The organism is Paenibacillus sp. GCM10028914, assembly GCF_042666275.1.
Classification (GTDB): domain Bacteria; phylum Bacillota; class Bacilli; order Paenibacillales; family Paenibacillaceae; genus Paenibacillus_AQ.
Genome location: NZ_JBHTFO010000008.1, coordinates 319,216 through 335,873 on the forward strand (window position 1 = coordinate 319,216; position 16,658 = coordinate 335,873).

At 40.8% G+C, this 16,658-nt stretch carries 14 protein-coding genes and 1 riboswitch; of the genes, 5 read left to right on the forward strand and 9 right to left on the reverse strand.

The genetic code is table 11. The features are described from left to right. Positions 1-11 precede the first annotated feature (11 nt). From ACFQV5_RS07895 to ACFQV5_RS07910, 4 genes are all read right to left on the reverse strand, one after another. Complete coding sequence (locus ACFQV5_RS07895; RefSeq protein WP_379245376.1) at positions 12-1,160, reverse strand: DHHW family protein; 1,149 nt, start codon at positions 1,158-1,160, stop codon at positions 12-14. An 18-nt stretch (positions 1,161-1,178) separates the two neighbouring features. Continuing rightward, on the reverse strand, positions 1,179-2,564 hold the full coding sequence (locus ACFQV5_RS07900) for an MBOAT family O-acyltransferase (RefSeq protein ID WP_379245378.1): 1,386 nt from the start codon (positions 2,562-2,564) through the stop codon (positions 1,179-1,181). 6 nt (positions 2,565-2,570) lie between these two features. Beyond that, a complete protein-coding gene (locus ACFQV5_RS07905) occupies positions 2,571-3,092 on the reverse strand; it encodes a DUF4358 domain-containing protein (RefSeq protein WP_379245380.1) in 522 nt (173 codons plus the stop codon). Positions 3,093-3,299: 207 nt separating this feature from the next. Next, on the reverse strand, positions 3,300-4,193 hold the full coding sequence (locus tag ACFQV5_RS07910; RefSeq protein ID WP_379245382.1) for a LysR family transcriptional regulator: 894 nt from the start codon (positions 4,191-4,193) through the stop codon (positions 3,300-3,302). 125 nt (positions 4,194-4,318) lie between these two features. Here ACFQV5_RS07910 and ACFQV5_RS07915 point away from each other — a divergent pair, with 125 nt between their 5' ends. After that, positions 4,319-5,512, forward strand: a complete 1,194-nt coding sequence (locus tag ACFQV5_RS07915; RefSeq protein WP_379245384.1) for a coenzyme F420-0:L-glutamate ligase — start codon at positions 4,319-4,321, stop codon at positions 5,510-5,512. A gap of 94 nt (positions 5,513-5,606) precedes the next feature. Here ACFQV5_RS07915 and ACFQV5_RS07920 read toward each other — a convergent pair whose 3' ends face one another. Together ACFQV5_RS07920 and ACFQV5_RS07925 are read right to left on the reverse strand one after the other, a co-directional pair. Continuing rightward, entirely contained in the window at positions 5,607-6,431 is an 825-nt protein-coding gene (locus tag ACFQV5_RS07920) for a Cof-type HAD-IIB family hydrolase (protein ID WP_379245386.1), read from the reverse strand. A 67-nt stretch (positions 6,432-6,498) separates the two neighbouring features. Next, complete coding sequence (locus ACFQV5_RS07925) at positions 6,499-7,428, reverse strand: SMI1/KNR4 family protein (RefSeq protein WP_379245388.1); 930 nt, start codon at positions 7,426-7,428, stop codon at positions 6,499-6,501. Between the two features lie 263 nt (positions 7,429-7,691). Here ACFQV5_RS07925 and ACFQV5_RS07930 point away from each other — a divergent pair, with 263 nt between their 5' ends. Both ACFQV5_RS07930 and ACFQV5_RS07935 read left to right on the forward strand, forming a co-directional pair. Beyond that, positions 7,692-8,513 (forward strand): MerR family transcriptional regulator, encoded by an 822-nt coding sequence (locus ACFQV5_RS07930; RefSeq protein ID WP_379245390.1) that lies wholly within the window; start codon positions 7,692-7,694, stop codon positions 8,511-8,513. Positions 8,514-8,696: 183 nt separating this feature from the next. Next, the gene (locus tag ACFQV5_RS07935; protein ID WP_379245392.1) at positions 8,697-10,670 is read left to right on the forward strand and encodes an FAD-binding protein; all 1,974 of its coding nucleotides are present in this window, start codon (positions 8,697-8,699) and stop codon (positions 10,668-10,670) included. A 342-nt stretch (positions 10,671-11,012) separates the two neighbouring features. Here ACFQV5_RS07935 and ACFQV5_RS07940 read toward each other — a convergent pair whose 3' ends face one another. Both ACFQV5_RS07940 and ACFQV5_RS07945 read right to left on the reverse strand, forming a co-directional pair. Continuing rightward, positions 11,013-11,399 (reverse strand): MarR family winged helix-turn-helix transcriptional regulator, encoded by a 387-nt coding sequence (locus ACFQV5_RS07940; protein ID WP_379245394.1) that lies wholly within the window; start codon positions 11,397-11,399, stop codon positions 11,013-11,015. Positions 11,400-11,507: 108 nt separating this feature from the next. Continuing rightward, entirely contained in the window at positions 11,508-12,242 is a 735-nt protein-coding gene (locus ACFQV5_RS07945; protein ID WP_379245396.1) for an SDR family NAD(P)-dependent oxidoreductase, read from the reverse strand. 255 nt (positions 12,243-12,497) lie between these two features. Continuing rightward, positions 12,498-12,598: riboswitch (purine riboswitch) on the forward strand. A gap of 185 nt (positions 12,599-12,783) precedes the next feature. On the opposite strand from ACFQV5_RS07945, the gene ACFQV5_RS07950 reads away from it, so the two are divergent. Continuing rightward, complete coding sequence (locus tag ACFQV5_RS07950; RefSeq protein ID WP_379245398.1) at positions 12,784-13,983, forward strand: NupC/NupG family nucleoside CNT transporter; 1,200 nt, start codon at positions 12,784-12,786, stop codon at positions 13,981-13,983. A 43-nt stretch (positions 13,984-14,026) separates the two neighbouring features. Continuing rightward, complete coding sequence (locus ACFQV5_RS07955; RefSeq protein WP_379245400.1) at positions 14,027-14,548, forward strand: cupin domain-containing protein; 522 nt, start codon at positions 14,027-14,029, stop codon at positions 14,546-14,548. A 92-nt stretch (positions 14,549-14,640) separates the two neighbouring features. Here the strand turns inward: ACFQV5_RS07955 and ACFQV5_RS07960 are convergent, their stop codons facing one another. Next, positions 14,641-16,644, reverse strand: coding sequence for a sensor domain-containing diguanylate cyclase (locus ACFQV5_RS07960; RefSeq protein ID WP_379245402.1), 2,004 nt, complete (start codon positions 16,642-16,644; stop codon positions 14,641-14,643). Between the last annotated feature and the right edge of the window lie 14 nt (positions 16,645-16,658).

A 16,658-nucleotide genomic window follows, 5' to 3' on the forward strand; every position in this document is an offset into this window, starting at 1 on the left:
GCAACATCTCTTTATTTCTTCGTATCCAGTTTCAAGAGCGCCGAATTATCAATAAATGTCGCCGTATTGAAGAGCAGAAGCACATCTTTAATCCCGTTCTTGGACATATAATCGCTAATGCTACCGTTATAATAACGCATATCAATCACATGAATTTCCGGTACATGCAAGGTTAGGAATGGGATGAAGCTATGTGCATAGGAATCTTTAATCACTAACAGCTTCTCTTGCTGAACAACTTGCGGATCAAGCTTGCTTGTAAACTTCATTAGGGCATGAACACCGCCTAAGAAGTAGGAGTATTGATCCTTCTTCTCTAAAAAGCTGGCATCGTACATACTCGTTAACGTCTCATCTGTATCTGCAATATACATCTCCGTCGATACAGGCTTAACCGGTTTATAGACTTCAATCGAATCTGGCGTTACCCCATTAAACTGACTCCGGGTATGATAACTTCCCAGGAATGAACGACTCACGATTTCAATGTTGAAGTCCTTCTCAGACAGAGGCTGCCAGCCCATCTTCTCCGCATAAGCTACATAAGCGAGATAAGCTCCCTTCGTCGTCCAATGATGATCCGTTCGATAATAAATCGATTCGGATGCATGGGGCCTTAGAATATCAAATCCATCCATAAACGGCACACTGCCCTGCATGTAATTTCCGATATACTGGTTCACCTTCGATTGATCGTAATTGGGAGCAAATGCGGGCAACCGATCTGGATACATACCAACCGATGTTGGTGCGAGCATAAAGGTAGTGTTCACTTCGGGATGACTAAGGGCGAACTTCTTGATCGCTTCAGCATACTTCTCAATCTTTGAATAATCAGGCTCTACAAATTTCTCGAATAAATACCCCGCGTTCCCTTTATAAATTCCGTTATTCTCCTGCTGTAGCCGTAGCTGTTCAACAGACGATTTAACAGCGAGCCATGTGGAACGTAGCGGAAAGTGGTCTGTTACGAAACTTTCAGTGTCTTCGGCATATTTTTTGGACAACAGATTGTCCCATGTCAGATTCGGAGCGCTCTGAAGCACACGATTTTCTAATTCAGAGAACCGTTCCTTCGGAAGGATGAGGAAGGCTAACAACATGAGAAATAACGTTAGAACAAATCCCCACACGAGTAACCGGTCTGCCCTTTGCTTCATGAACTGTAGCCTCCCTGCTTAGAATCGGAAATATAAGAATGGATTGAATGTTGCGTCTACAAGGTAAGCGACCGATAGGAAGAATAACACGCCATATCCTATGAGAGACAATAGATGCCTGGACTCATGTTTCATGAGCTGTTTCCTTGGGATCGAAGCCATGATCAGTACAAGGATCAGAATCGCATTGGTATACATAAGGTATACGGTCGTATTGTCTAGCAGAGGTTGGTGATTAAAACCAAACAGCGCTTGTAAGTAACTCCACACCACCGGTAGCTGGTCAAAGGCAAACAACACCCACCCGATAAGGATCAGGAAAATGGCATACATATGTCTAACGAAGCGTGGCAAGCGGCTCAGCAGCCGTAACCCAAACCATTTTTCGAAGATAAGAATGACACCGAAGTACAATCCCCACAATAAAAAATTCCAGCTTGCGCCATGCCAAATGCCCGTGAGCATCCATACCACTAGAATATTACGAACTTGAATGCCGAGTCCCCGCCGATTACCTCCGAGCGGAATATAGACGTAATCTCGGAACCAGCTGCTAAGCGAAATATGCCATCTACGCCAAAAATCCGTTATGCTTTGCGCGATATAAGGCTTGTTGAAGTTTTCGTTAAACTGGAAACCAAACATGAGACCCAGACCGATAGCCATATCGGAATAACCGCTAAAGTCGAAATAGATTTGGAAAGCAAATGCAACGATACCCAGCCATGCTGTTAACATTGGCAAAGAGCCTGGATCAGACTTCGATATCGTATCCCAGAGAAGACCGATATTATTAGCTAGCAACACCTTTTTCGCGAGTCCAATCGTAAATCGTCTAACCCCTTCTGCAAACTTCTCCATGTTCATCGAACGCTTGCGAAGCTGTTCTGCAATGGAATTGTATTGAATAATCGGACCTGCGACCAATTGCGGGAATAAGGCAACGAATGTACCGAAGTCAATCCAATTCCGCTGTGCTTTCGCCGTTCCCCGGTATACATCAATGATGTAGGACATCGATTGAAACGTATAAAAAGATATGCCGATGGGAAGTGGCAATTCAGTTAGCGGAATATTGGTTCCGAGCAACTCATTCACATTCCCAATGAGAAAATCTGCGTATTTGAAATACGAGAGTAAGCCCAAGTTTACGATGATGGAACTTACGACAATCCATTTTCGCTGAACAGCACTTAGCCCCGGCCTACTAAGGAGTAGACCGAAGCTGTAATCTGTGATGGTGGAGATCAGCATGATAACAATGTATACAGGCTCTCCCCACGCATAGAATATAAGGCTGCTTATAAATAAGATCAGATTTTTAATTCGCCATGGCGAAATGTAATAAAGCGCGAGGACCAAGGGCAAGAACACGAATAGAAATAACAGGCTGCTGAATAGCATGGGAAATTACTGTTGTGTAAAGAAACTTTCGAATGAATTCACGAACGCATCCGCTTCTTCGGAAATAACGAAGAGGATATAGTTGCCTTTGGTAACAAGCTTATAGTTCTTAGCGTTCTCGTATTGGTCTGGAAGATATTGCTCGAATGACTTTTGTATATCAGCTGCACGTTGTTTAACTGCTTCCTCAACCGCCGGAATATCTTTCTCTTCCTTCACTTTTAGGATGGAAAGTTCGTTCGATTTCACGTTCATCATTGGAATTCTAACCGAATATTCCTCAATCAGACCAAGATCTAAATGATATTGCTGCTTCACCATCTCTTCATCGAGCTCCATCAAATTAGGCTGCTCTATATCTGTAAGCATCTTATCAACCATTTCTTTTACTGGTACTGTAGATTCAATCGGCTTTGCTGTATCGCTGTTTTCCACTGGCTCTGATTGATCGCTGTTACTGGAACATGCGCTAAGCGCCAAGGTAAATGCCATAGCTAGCATAAGAATGAGTGATAGTTTTTTCTTCATGTGTTGTAATCTCCTTAGATTGTGTAATGTTTTTTTCTATGTTTTAGACGTAAGAACGAAATAAAAGGTTTCGTCTTTTATAGGTTTCCCAGTATTTACATGAATATGTTGGCCGTTTCATGTTACATGGAGAGGCGCAGTGCCTGAATAGTTTCAAAATCTAAACAGAGCGTAACCCTACTTCTAAGCTGAAGGATTACTCTTTTGTTATTGGTTTAGCTCTCTGCTTTCTAATATCTCCACGAATTTCATGGATGCTGGTGACAGAGACACACTTTTTAAAAAGCATACACCGATGCTTCTCTTAGGTATTTCCTGCGTTAACTGTACCTCATGTACTACTCCCTTATCTAAAAATTCTCGTGAGAATTCTTTCGTTACACAAGCCACTCCTAGATTTATCTTGGCGAACTCGAGCAATAAATGGTGTGATCCCAGCTCAAAATCCGGCGAAATCTTTATTCCTTGAGACAGCATATAATCCTCCACATACCGTCTGGAATTAGATTTTGTCTCAAGAAAGATTAATGGATGCTGGGCTACCTCTTCAAGACTAACTGGAGCAGATAATAGTTCTGTGAATTTTTCTCCACATACAAAAATATCTTGAATATCCATACAAGGTCTGGTTTCTAATGCAGGATCTGCAAGTGGAAAATTACAAACGCCGATATCCACTTCGCCTGATTTTATAATGCCGCATATCTCTAGCGTTGTTCCATTCACAATCTTAAACTTTATATTGGGATATCGATTATGAAAGGCTTCTAAATAGGGCAGTAAAAAATATCGGGAAATTGTATCACCAACACCGATCTTCAACTCGCCTGTCGTTAAGTTCTTGAACTCTAAAATTTTCTCTTCCCCGACATGAATTAGATTCATCGCCGAATTGGCATACTCATATAATAGACTGCCCTCATTAGTCAGTGAAACGCCTTTCGGCGTTCTTGTGAACAGACGCGTATCCAGCTCTCTTTCCAATTGCATAATCGCCTGACTCACAGCCGGTTGAGTCATATAAAGATCTTTAGCTGCTTGGGAAAAGCTGCTGCTCTTGGCAACCTTACAAAACACTTTATATAAATCCAATTTACTCAAAACATAAGCACCTCTTATACCTATTATTTGATATATTAATTTCACTTATATCATTAGATTGAGGTATATTACAAATATAAGTGCGTAATTTTCCATTAATTTTTAACTAAGGAGCGCGATTAGATTTGGAAAGAATGGTTGGAACAGTCGTTAGAGGTATCCGTGGTCCCATCGTAAATCAAGGAGATCGTATTGAGGAAATCGTTGTAGATAGCGTATTAAAAGCATCTGAAGCTGAAGGATTCAGCATTAGCGATAGAGATATCGTTACAGTAACCGAATCCATCGTTGCTCGTGCTCAAGGTAACTACGCTACAATTGATCATATTGCAAAAGATGTGAGCTCTAAATTCGGAGATGAAACGATTGGCGTTATTTTTCCAATCCTAAGTCGAAATCGCTTCGCTATCTGTCTTCGTGGTATTGCTAAAGGAGCGGCTAAGAAGGTCGTTCTCATGCTTAGCTATCCATCGGACGAAGTAGGTAACCACTTGGTGGATTTAGATATGCTTGATGAAAAAGGAATCAATCCTTGGACTGATATTCTGTCCGAACAACAATTCCGCGAACATTTCGGATATAAGAAACATACCTTTACGGGTATTGATTATATCGATTACTATAAATCACTAATTGAAGAGTATGGTGTGGAATGTGAAGTTATTTTCTCGAATAACCCTAAAACCATCCTATCCTACACCAAGAACGTTCTTACTTGTGATATTCATACAAGAAATAGAACGAAGAGAATTCTGAAGGCGAACGGCGGAGATAAAATCTATAGCCTCGATAATATCTTGTCTGCTTCGATTGATGGCAGCGGATGTAACGAAGAATATGGTCTGCTTGGCTCCAACAAATCAACGGAAGACAGTGTTAAGCTGTTTCCACGTGATTGCCAGCCGATCGTAGATAATATCCAGCAAATGCTGAAAGAGAAAACGGGTAAAACCGTTGAAGTTATGATCTATGGCGACGGTGCATTCAAAGATCCTGTGGGTAAGATTTGGGAGCTTGCTGATCCCGTTGTATCCCCAGCTTACACAGCAGGACTTGATGGAACACCTAACGAAGTGAAGCTGAAGTATCTTGCGGATAACAACTTTGCTGATCTGCGCGGGGAAGAGCTTAAACAAGCGATCTCCGATTACATTAGCAACAAAGAGACCGATCTTGTAGGTTCCATGGAAGCACAAGGTACAACACCTAGAAGATTGACAGACCTTATTGGTTCCCTGTCTGACCTGACTTCCGGAAGTGGAGATAAAGGTACACCGATCATCTTCATCCAAGGATATTTCGATAACTACACGAACTAAACCGATTTGAAAAAGCCCTCTTCGCCATTACGGCGAAGGGGGCTTTTTGGGTTGAGGGCACAACTACATTCGAACCTATCTTCCCATTTGAGAACTAGGTTGTTAGTGCCAGCTCCTTCAGTATGAACTCTTCTACGACCTGGGCTACACCATGGTTCATATTCGTATCCGTAACGTAGTCAGCCAATTGTTTAATTTCCTCCGGTGCATTGCCCATAGCGACGCCAAGACCTGCGAATTCGATCATCGCAACATCATTGTATCCATCGCCCATCGCAATGACCTCGGACCGTTCAATGCCAAGCTGATGAATCAGATGATTCAGGCTGGTGCCTTTGTTGACACCGTCCTCCGTAAACTCCAAGAAGAAAGGCTTTGAGCGCATTATGTTCAGCTGCCCTGCCATTTTCACCTTTAACTTCTCCTCAACTTGGACCAATTTCTCTGGATCTGCAACCATTAGAACTTTAACGACAGGCACTTGAACGGCTTCAACAAAGCTAGGCACCTCCACAACCTTCATGCCCGTAATATCTGCTTCAATCGCCGTGTACTCGTTGGCCGAACCCGTAATAATCTCATCGCCTACATAAGTGAGCGCAGATACACCCTCTTCTACACTCATCTGGTATAGATCATGGGCCATCTGAGGTGTTAATGTGCTGCTGAAAGGCTCTTCTTGTGTCTTCCAGTTAATGATCTTCGCCCCGTTAAACGACAAAATATAGCTTCCAAAGCGCTCTAGCTCTAGCTCTTCTGCCAGGGATCTCATCGCATACGTTGGCCGTCCTGACGCTAGAACCACTTTAACACCCGCTTCTTGTGCAGCCATAAGAGCTTGCTTGTTACGGAGAGAGATAGTCCCATCATCTTGAAGCAGTGTATCATCTAAGTCCAGTACAATCATTTTATATTTCATTCTCTAATATTCCTTTACATCATCTAATAAAATTTTTGTTTCCATTAGGTATCTAAATCTATTAAATCTATTCCTGTACCAATCCGCGGATAAACGCCTCAAAGTTTGGTGCCAGCTTGGTAATCTTGTAATTGTTCGCTTTATCAACGTACACCACCTCTGGTTCGCTGTCATTCCCGGATTCACGATAATCCAGCATGACAACTGCAGATTCTGATGGACAATCACAGATCACAACCCCGATTTCAGGGTATCCGTCTTCTTCAATCATGAACCGGCTGCCTGAAGCTCCGCACAGCGAATGGCTCTTCGCACGGCTAATTCCTAAGATACCTGAAATCTCAATATGGCTTCCTGATTCAGACCCGGTTTTCCCCGCTTGGAAATATCTGTTGTGAGGCACCCCGCCGTTATGTACCTTCGCCATATTAATATAGAAGGCAGGCAGCTTGAACACCAATTGTTCTTCTACGGATTCAATCAATCCATCTGTCGGCGGTTCGGAAACATATTTTTCTAACGCATACTCGCTGTCATCCCAAAAGTTTGTGAAATCAAAGTCGGTGTCAAAATAAACAGGGGCCTTACTTGCCTCAGCAGACGCACCGGATTCTACAGCTTCTTCAGAGGCTTCTTCTGCCTCTTCGTCTTTTTTACTCTGAATCCATTCCAGGAATTCGAGCGTGTCTTCATCCCCAGGCTCTAATTGATCGGCAACTTCAAATGCTTGCTGTGCTTCATCATATAGATCCAAGTAGTAGTAGGCCAGCCCTATACGATAATGCCACAACGGGTCATCTTTGCCCTCTTCTTTAATAAGTAAGAACTGCTCAATCGCCTCTTCATAACGTTCGAGATTATTCAGCGCTCTTCCCAAATGACTGATCAGTACATAATCTCGTTCATTCTCAGGTACTTCCTGAATGGCATCTACGATCTCTTCATATTCATCTTCCTCATGCCACTGGTCTAACTGTTCCAAGAGCTCTTCTCTCATCGTTATGCCTCCCACTTAAACCCTTTTTGAGATTATACCATTTCCAGTATAGAACTCTCCATATAACCCGGTACATATCGATGTTTCTCCAGGTCAATCAGGCCTTTCTCACCGGCTATAACCCCTTTTGCAAAATTTTATCAAAAGACAGATCAAAAACTTTGTGAATTAATGCATAAATAAACGACTGTCTTTATAATAAACTATAACTATCGAGTAGCTGATTTTCTACTCTTTACAACTATGGGAGAGGTGGTATAAACTTGCCTGAATCCATGGAAAAAAAATATACAATCGGAGCGTTTGCTGCCATTTCGGGAGTCTCTCCGGATACTTTGCGACTTTATGAGAAGCTGAATATCGTTTGTCCTCACAAAAATTGTAACAACAACTACCGCTATTACAATGATTTAGATATTCGTAATGTACTGATGAGCCGGTGGTATAGGAGTTTGAACATTTCACTACATGACGTGTCTAATCTAATGAACGGGGGCAATTCTCGTCAGATCATCGACCGTATTGCGGAATCGAAGCAAAATTTGGAGGAGCATATACGCAATTGTACGTTGTTGCTGGCGAAGTTGAATGACATTCATAAAGAGAGTGAGGATATAGAGGACCGTATTAATCAGTGTCAGATCAAGCACATCCCAGGCAGATATCGTATTAAGCAGACGTGCCAAAATAGTCTTTTAAGGGAATTTGATTGGGAGAGCACGATCCGGGAATGGATGGATCTACTTCCACATACTTTCTTTTCCTTCCGGATTGAAAATACCCATGAGATAACTTGTAATCCCCTTCAATACAATTGGGGAATCTGTCTGACCGAAGACGATGCCGCCAAGTTACAAGTTACAGTACCTGATGAGGTAGAGTATCTCCCCCCTACTCGGTGTCTGTCCTCAGTCGTCCACACTTCACCCCAAGCTCCATTCTCTATGAAATCATTCGCCTTCATGTTAGAAGAAATAGCGAACCAAGGACTTGAGATTAAAGGAGATATTACAGGGAAAATAATATTAACTGAGCACATCGAACAAACCTTATCTTCCTATTTGGAAGTTAATATTCCAGTTTAACTCATTGCTACTTAATCTCTAAAGCCGCAAGGACAGTCTCAGGATGCCCCCCAGTGACTTCTTGAGGTTTTTTTGTTATTTCTCCCTTGACCTTGGTGCAGCACCAAGGTTTAAGATCATCTCGAAAAGATTGTGAAAAAAGTAACAATCTAAAGTATGACGATGAATACAGGGGGTAAATCAATGAAGCACAGATCACATTTTTCTAAGGTTATGGTGATATTGTTATGCTTAGTCATGACCATATCCGTGCTTGGTGGATGTTCCAGTGATCCAACTCCGAAGGAAGATACGGCACAAGCCCAGAACTCCGAGAAGCCACAGGACGACCAAACTACTGTAACCTTCACACCAGGAACGTACACAGCTGAGTCCAAAGGTAAAGAAGGAGCGATTAAGGTAGAAGTTACATTCAGTGAAACAGAGCTTTCTGACATCAAAGTTATCAGCGCGTCCGAAACGGCGGGTATTGGTGACAAAGCGATTGAAACACTGAAGGAACAGATCATAACAGGACAGACGCTCAATGTAGATGCCGTTAGCGGTGCGTCCCAGACCAGTGAAGCTTTGCTTGCTGCCGTAGAAGATACAGTAAAACAAGCAGGCGGAGATGTAGAAGCCTTCAAAACTAATACTGTAGCAAAGGCAGGAGAAGGCAAAACTGAGCAGCTTTCAGCTGATGTTGTTGTCGTTGGTGCTGGTGCATCCGGTGTTTCTGCGGCTGTGTCGGCAGCAGATCAAGGGGCAAAAGTTATTCTCGTTGAGAAAACGGCCACGATTGGTGGAGCAAGTAACCTGTCATGGGCAGGGAAGTTCTACAACTCCTCCGCTGCAGTCAATGAAGGGGTAAAAGTCCATGTAGAAACTGAAATTGCCAACTGGATTGTGAACAATCACTGGCGTGTTGATGCAGCAGCTATCCGTCAGTATGTAACGAAATCGGGTGAGACTTACGACTGGCTGAAAGAAAAGGGTTATGAGACTACCTTCCTTAACTTTGCTGGAGAACAGCTTCATGTCCTTCCAGCTTATGAGAGCCGTCAAGATCTGCTAAAAAAAATGCTGGCTGATTCCGTAGAGAAGAATGGTGGCCAGGTTATTACAGAAACAACTGCGAAGAAACTGATTACAAGTTCAGATGGTGACGTAACTGGCGTCATCGCGGAAAAAGCCGATGGAACAACCCTTGAAATCTCTGCAAAAAGTGTTGTCATGGCTACAGGTGGTTACGCAGCTAATAAGGAAATGGTTAAGGAAGCCTTTGGATTCGAAGGTATTAACGGTGGTCTTGGCCAAAATGTTGGTGAAGGCTTGAAGATGGCTTGGGAAGCAGGCGCTAAGGTTCCAGATAACTTTGGCGGTCAGATGCTGCACCAGACACTCGCTAGATCTACCAGCAAGCTCAAGGAACAATATTCTTCCTTTGAGGCTAGCTATCCATTAATGCTGACTTATCTGCCAAACTTTATGAATGTCGGCCCTTCCGGGGCTAGATTTAGAGATGAAGCAACCACACTTGAAGCCGTTGCAGCAGCTAATACGAGTGCGTTTAATGGTGCTTACCATATGGTCATCGTATCAAAGTCCCAGCTTGATGCCTTGAGCGCAGAAGGCATGAAGGGCGTGAATGCTCCAAAATTGCCGGGTATGCCACCTGAATTCTATGCGGACTTCCAGGATCAATTTAAGCTCGAAACGCCTTGGACCAATGCACAGCAGGTATTTGATGATATGGTTAAGAATGGGGATGGCTATAAAGGAGATACCATTGAAGAGCTGGCTGAAAATGCAGGCATGGATGTTGCCGTATTTACAGATGCATTCAAAAGCTATCAAAAAGCCACCCAGACAGGGGTAGACACCGAATTCGGAAAGGCAAAAGAATACTTGGAGCCAATGGGCGAAAATGGGCCTTACTATGCCATTGTTGCTGAAATTAACAACCTAGGCTCCGTTGGTGGCCTACTTGTGAATACAAAGTTCCAAGTACTCAATGAAAGCCGGGTGCCTATTACAGGACTGTATGCTGTTGGCCTAGAGTCTGAAGGTGTTCTGTTTAACGACACTTACGTCGGTAACGGAGTCGGCATTGGTTACTCATTCACCTCTGGACGATTAGGTGGAGAAAATGCAGCATCCAGTGCATTAGCTAAGTAAGATAAGAAGCGAATTATCATAGCTCCGTCAAGTAGGCATAAAAATAAAGCTTTTACTTAAGCAGCGGTCTTTTCTCGGTACTCCACCGGGAAAGATCGCTGCTCTTTTTGGGAAAACAGGTTACTTTACGAGGGAATATGACCCCAACTGAGTATCGTAACGCCTATCATAAAACATTTATGAACAATGTTTAATCCATCTGAGTCGAGTTTTTGTAATGATGAACTTGCATGGGATGGTCTATAAGGTGCAAAGAGTGGGTAGATAGATGCTCTTACTGGCGGGGAATCACAAAGGTGGGATGGGGATCTTGATGACTTGTTATAGATAGAATTTACTGAATCATTTGTCCTCACTATTCAGTTTTCTATAAATATTTATGAGCTGGGCATGCTCTTCTTCCGTTAACTTCTCAAATAAACCTCTACGAAGTCTTTCTCCCTCGAGTGTTGCCTTCTTAAGGAGATCAGCCCCTTTTTCTGTAATGCACAAATAAACAACTCGGCGATCGGACTCGTCCAACATTCTGACAGCCAACTTCTTTTTGACAAGTTTCTCCGATAAATAACTCAGCGTAGGAGGAGTAAGGCCCAATGTTTTTGCAATATCTGAAGGCCTGCTTTTTCCGTGCTGCAGCAAATGACGGATCACCAGTATGTGTGAGATTCCAATATCGCCATTGAATGCTTTATTCCATTGAATAATCAATCGATCAGTAACTTTGTCCATGTTATGTATGAGTTCAAAAATGGTCTGGTCCTCCATAAAATCCTCCTTGTTAAAAATAATAACAGCTCCTAATTAAATTAAGAGCTGTCTCACTAATTAAATTCAATATTATTGAGCTGAGAATCCACCGTCAATAACGATTTCAGCACCGGAGATGTAAGAAGAATCATCGGAAGCCAAGAACAATGCAGCTTTTGCGATATCGTCAGGTTGACCCAGACGTTGCAAAGGAGTTGCTTTGATCAAATTATCCAGCAAGTCTTTCGAAGTGCTCAACGCTTTAGTCATTGGTGTTTCAATGATCCCTGGGAAGAGAGCATTTACACGAACGCCTTGACGGCCGAAAGTTGTAGTTGCTGCTTTAGATAGCGCACGTACAGCACCTTTAGATGCGGAATAATGGTTGAAACCTTGTCCGATCATAGCAGTGTACGAGGAAATGTTAACGACGGAACCTTTCTTTTGAGCTGCCATATAAGGAGCCACATGTTTGATCCCAGCGAATGGACCAAAACCATTAATGGCCATCATTTTCTGCCAATCTTCAGAATTAATTTCCGCGTAAGGTTTCTCAGAAGAGATACCTGCATTGTTTACTAGAATATCAATTTTACCAAAACGCTCGTTTACTTCTTTAGCAAGCGCTGCCCAATCTTCATCCGAAGCAACATTCAATTTCATTCCGTGTACATTTTCTTTTTGGCTTGCTTTCTCAAGAGCTGCCTCATTAATATCAGCTGCAATAACGATCGCGCCTTCACTAGCGAAAAGATCAACCATGTTCTCGCCGATACCGGATGCCCCACCTGTAATGATCGCTACTTTATTATCTAATTTACCCATTGCTGAAACCCTCCAATGATAAGTATTATCTTGATGTTGAAAATTTAGATATCTAAATATTTCTTGATCTAATCTTATCAAAGAATCTTCCATTATGCAACACTCAACTATCAAATTAAAATGATATAGATCACATTCATCTATTTATTTATGAAAAATATTAAACAGAAATTAGTGAGGCTTTCCTGTGCTGAGACCTCTAAGTTACTTACGCTTTATTATTTTTTTATATTCTGCTATAATTCAACCGAACATTAAAAAAGAATAGTTTTCTCTCATATAATCGCAGGGATATGGCCTGCAAGTTTCTACCGAACCCCATAAAGGCTTCGACTATGAGTAGCGATATATCGGTGTTTCAGACTCCTATGTACCATGACTAGGAGTCTGATTTATTTGCGGCCCAGGAAATATTGTTCACTCAAGGAAGTGAATATAATTCCTGGGTTTTTTTGCCGGTATCTTGCTGACGAAATCAGATGAGAGTGTCATTTTTTAATGCTTCACACACACCCTAGAATTTACAGAAGGAGCTCACCAAATGTATTTCATCATCAATATCATTGGAATTTTGATTCTGCTCGGCGGAAGCTATTTGCTATCTTTTAACAAGAAACAAATTGCATTCAAGCCAATCCTGATTTTGTTAGTCCTGCAACTAGCTACTACTTGGTTTATGTTATCGACCAACATTGGCGCAAATGTAATCACCTGGATTTCGGATTTCTTCTTATGGTTAATTAACAGCGCGATGTCCGGCGTTAATTTCGTGTTTGGTGATTTCGCACCTCTGGATGGTTCAGTATATACATTCTTTATGAATGTATTAATGCCTATTATATTTGTTGTTGTATTTTTTGATATATTAACGTACTTTGGCATATTGCCAATCATTATAAACGCAATCGGATGGGTCTTCTCTAAAATTACGAGAACGCCTCGCTTTGAGAGCTTTTATTCCATTCAAGTGATGTTTCTAGGTAATAACGAGGCACTCGCGGTAACTCGGAATCAACTGAATAAGATGAGTGACAAGCGTCTGTTGACGATTGCCATGATTAGTATGTCTTGTGTTAGTGCGGGGATGCTAGGTGGATACTTGCAGCTGCTTGACCCGAAATATGTACTCACGGCTATTCCTTTGAATGCCATCGGTGCACTAATTATTACCTCAATTATTAATCCGTATCGTGTTACCAAAGAAGAGGATATTATTTATTCTCCATCCAAATCTGAAAAAGGTAATTTTTTCGATATGATTTCGAAAAGCATGATGACAGGTGGTAACCTAGCATTAATTATTGCTGTTATGCTGATTGGTTTCGTCTCTCTGATTACTGCTACGAATACCTTCTTGGGATTGTTTAATGATCAGCTTACACTTCAAAATATTTTCGGGGTTGTTTTTTCACCAATCAGCCTCTTAATGGGTGTTGATTTCTCTCAAGTGTTCGCCGTCGGTCAATTAATGGGTGAAAAAATCGTTCTCAATGAGTTTGTTGCCATGACCAGCTTAAGTGAAATGCTCTCGAGCTTAACTCCGCATACGGAAGCTGTTATTTCAACATTCCTTGTTTCTTTCTGTAACTTCACGACGATTGGGATTATACTTGGAAGTGTGCAATCACTATTCGGAGATCAAAAATCCAAATTCATTGCGAAGTACACATGGTTATTGTTAGTGAGCGGTCTGCTTGTTTCTAGCTTAACTGCAATGGTTGTAGGTTTATTTGTTTGGTAATTGTACATTATATGAATTCAGATCTAATCGGAGGCATACATCGATGAACAAACATGACGCTCAGTACTATGTATCTAAACTTGGACTGCTTCCTCATCCAGAAGGTGGATATTATAAAAGAACCTTTGAATCTGAGGAACAAACTTCGGATCAAGAATTGACCGTAGAATTTGAAGGAAAAAGAAAGCTTTATACAAGCATCTACTTTCTATTAGGATCGAATGATATCTCTCATTTCCATCGTTTGAAATCGGATGAGCTATGGTATTATCACGCTGGAAGTCCTTTAACCGTTCATGTTATTGACGAAGATGGGGAATATAAAGAGTATAAATTAGGGATAGATTTGGAGAATGGAGAAGTCCCTCAAGTACTGGTTCCGAAAAACTCAATCTTTGGTTCATCTGTTAGGGATCAAGACACATTCTCTCTTGTAGGATGCATGGTTTCACCTGGCTTTGAGTTTCAGGATTTTGAATTGTTTACACAGGATGAACTGTTGTCTAAATATCCTCAGCATAAGGATGTAATCATAAAATTGGCCTATGAGGCGATTCCAGTTTAATTTTAAATAAGTTTAAAAGCCAGTTGTCGATATGCTATCGGCAACTGGCTTTTTTAGTTACGTATGAATCCCAATTATAGTTAATATCATATCTATAATCCAAGAAGCTCTCTTTTCTTGCAGTCTTTCGTGCATCTAATACAGTTAGATCTCATACAACGAATATTGTCTTCATTAATATAGAATCGATCTTTACCAAGTCCCTTGGCTATATATAACCCGACATCAGCGCATTTATATAAGTCATCATAGCTATTTCTACGCTTATCTACATATGCAACTCCTATACTTGCTGAAAGTCCGTAATGTTTGTTATAGTCCCCCAGTTTCTCCCGGATCTCATTTAACAATAATCGAAGTTTATCGGAGATTACTTGTACAGGTACATTAGAATGAATAAAGACAACAAATTCATCTCCACCAATCCTTGCGACAATATCATTTGTTCCAAAACAGGATTTCAGGTAATGAGCAAATTTCTTTAATACTTTATCTCCTTCAGGATGTCCCAACTCATCATTTACCGATTTAAAGTTATCCAGATCAAAGATAATCAAAGTCCCTTCTCCAGGTCTATTTTTCAATGAACTTTTAACGTCTTTCTCCAGACCGGCTCTGTTCGTTAAATGAGTTAACGGATCGATCTCAGCTCCTTCCTGAGCAGCATGAAGTTCTTGTTGAATTCTCTTATTTAATATTACATCTTTCGTCTTATCCATGATCATTCCATAGAACTCATTTTCCTTATTAAAGGAGACTATGCTAATAAATCTATCGTTTTTAAGCGTAATAATTTCATCTTCAGAATGAGAGATTAACGATTTTAGATAATTTTCAAAACCTTTAGGAGATTTGATTATTTCATCCCATGCTTCATCATCAACACCTAGAATAGATTGTGTATTATCAGTGTAGAAATTCTGATTGATCAAATATAGACATTCAAACACGGCCACATGACTGCCGATGGAAGAAATCATTCTCGTCATTCTTTCAGATTTATATTTATTACTATCCTTCCAATCATTAAGTATTGCAGTGATATGTCGAAACTCTGTATCGAATTCCGTTTCAAAGGTTACGTCATTGTTTCCGGCCATCAGTTCTTTAATACTGGATTCAATAGAAGCAATATCTTTCAGGACATAGCGTTTAAGATGATACCTAAAAATCATAATGACACAGATAAGTATAGTAGAGATGCCTATTAATAAGCTGAAAATTTGTACAAGCATCGTTCTATATACCGATTTTGCATCCATATAAGCGCCGATGATCTTATCATCAACGTTTCGAGTTTTTAGATATTTCATTGAACCGTTAATATTAATGAGTATTCCTTTATTACTGCTCTTTAATATAGATAAATACTCTTCTGGCGTATCAGCCTGATCAAAGATTAATTCCTGATCATTATTTTGAGTAATTCCGACAATCTTGCCGCTTGTCCCATCAACAACAAATATCGCCTCTTCATATACGGTTGGTATATTTCTCGTAATGGATTCTATTGAATTTTTTTCAATTAAATCATCTAAAACATTCGCATCCAGTCCAATCTGAACTACAGAGTATTTCTCAGAGCTTGATTTTACCCCTATATATATTTTGAATTCTTTCTTAGCTATGCTGACAGCATCCAGCTGTACGACATTTGCTGTTCTATCATTACTGTCAATCAGCTTCGCAAAAGGATCGGATTCCGGATAGTTTTTCAAATTCAACCCGATCGAATCCTTCTCGCTACTGACCACGATTTTCCCTGTGTCATCTATAACATGAATAGATTCAACTTCCATCAGTTTTTTTATTTTTTTAAGAGTTTCAAGACTATAATTTCCGTCTGAGTTACTATTCAGCATATAATCCACAGCATAGGCTCTGTTCAAATAATCTTCCTTAAACATTTCCTCAGTTACTTCTGTATCGAGCTTGCTTTTATTATAGAAGCTCTCAACTTGCTTAATCATCTCGTCAAGATCATGAATAGCTATCTTACTTTCTGTGACAAAGATTAGCCCCGAGAACACTGCAAATATAACAATAGATAGAATGACAAAAACCAATCCAATTTTCTTAAGTAATATTCTCTCCATATTTACCATCCCAT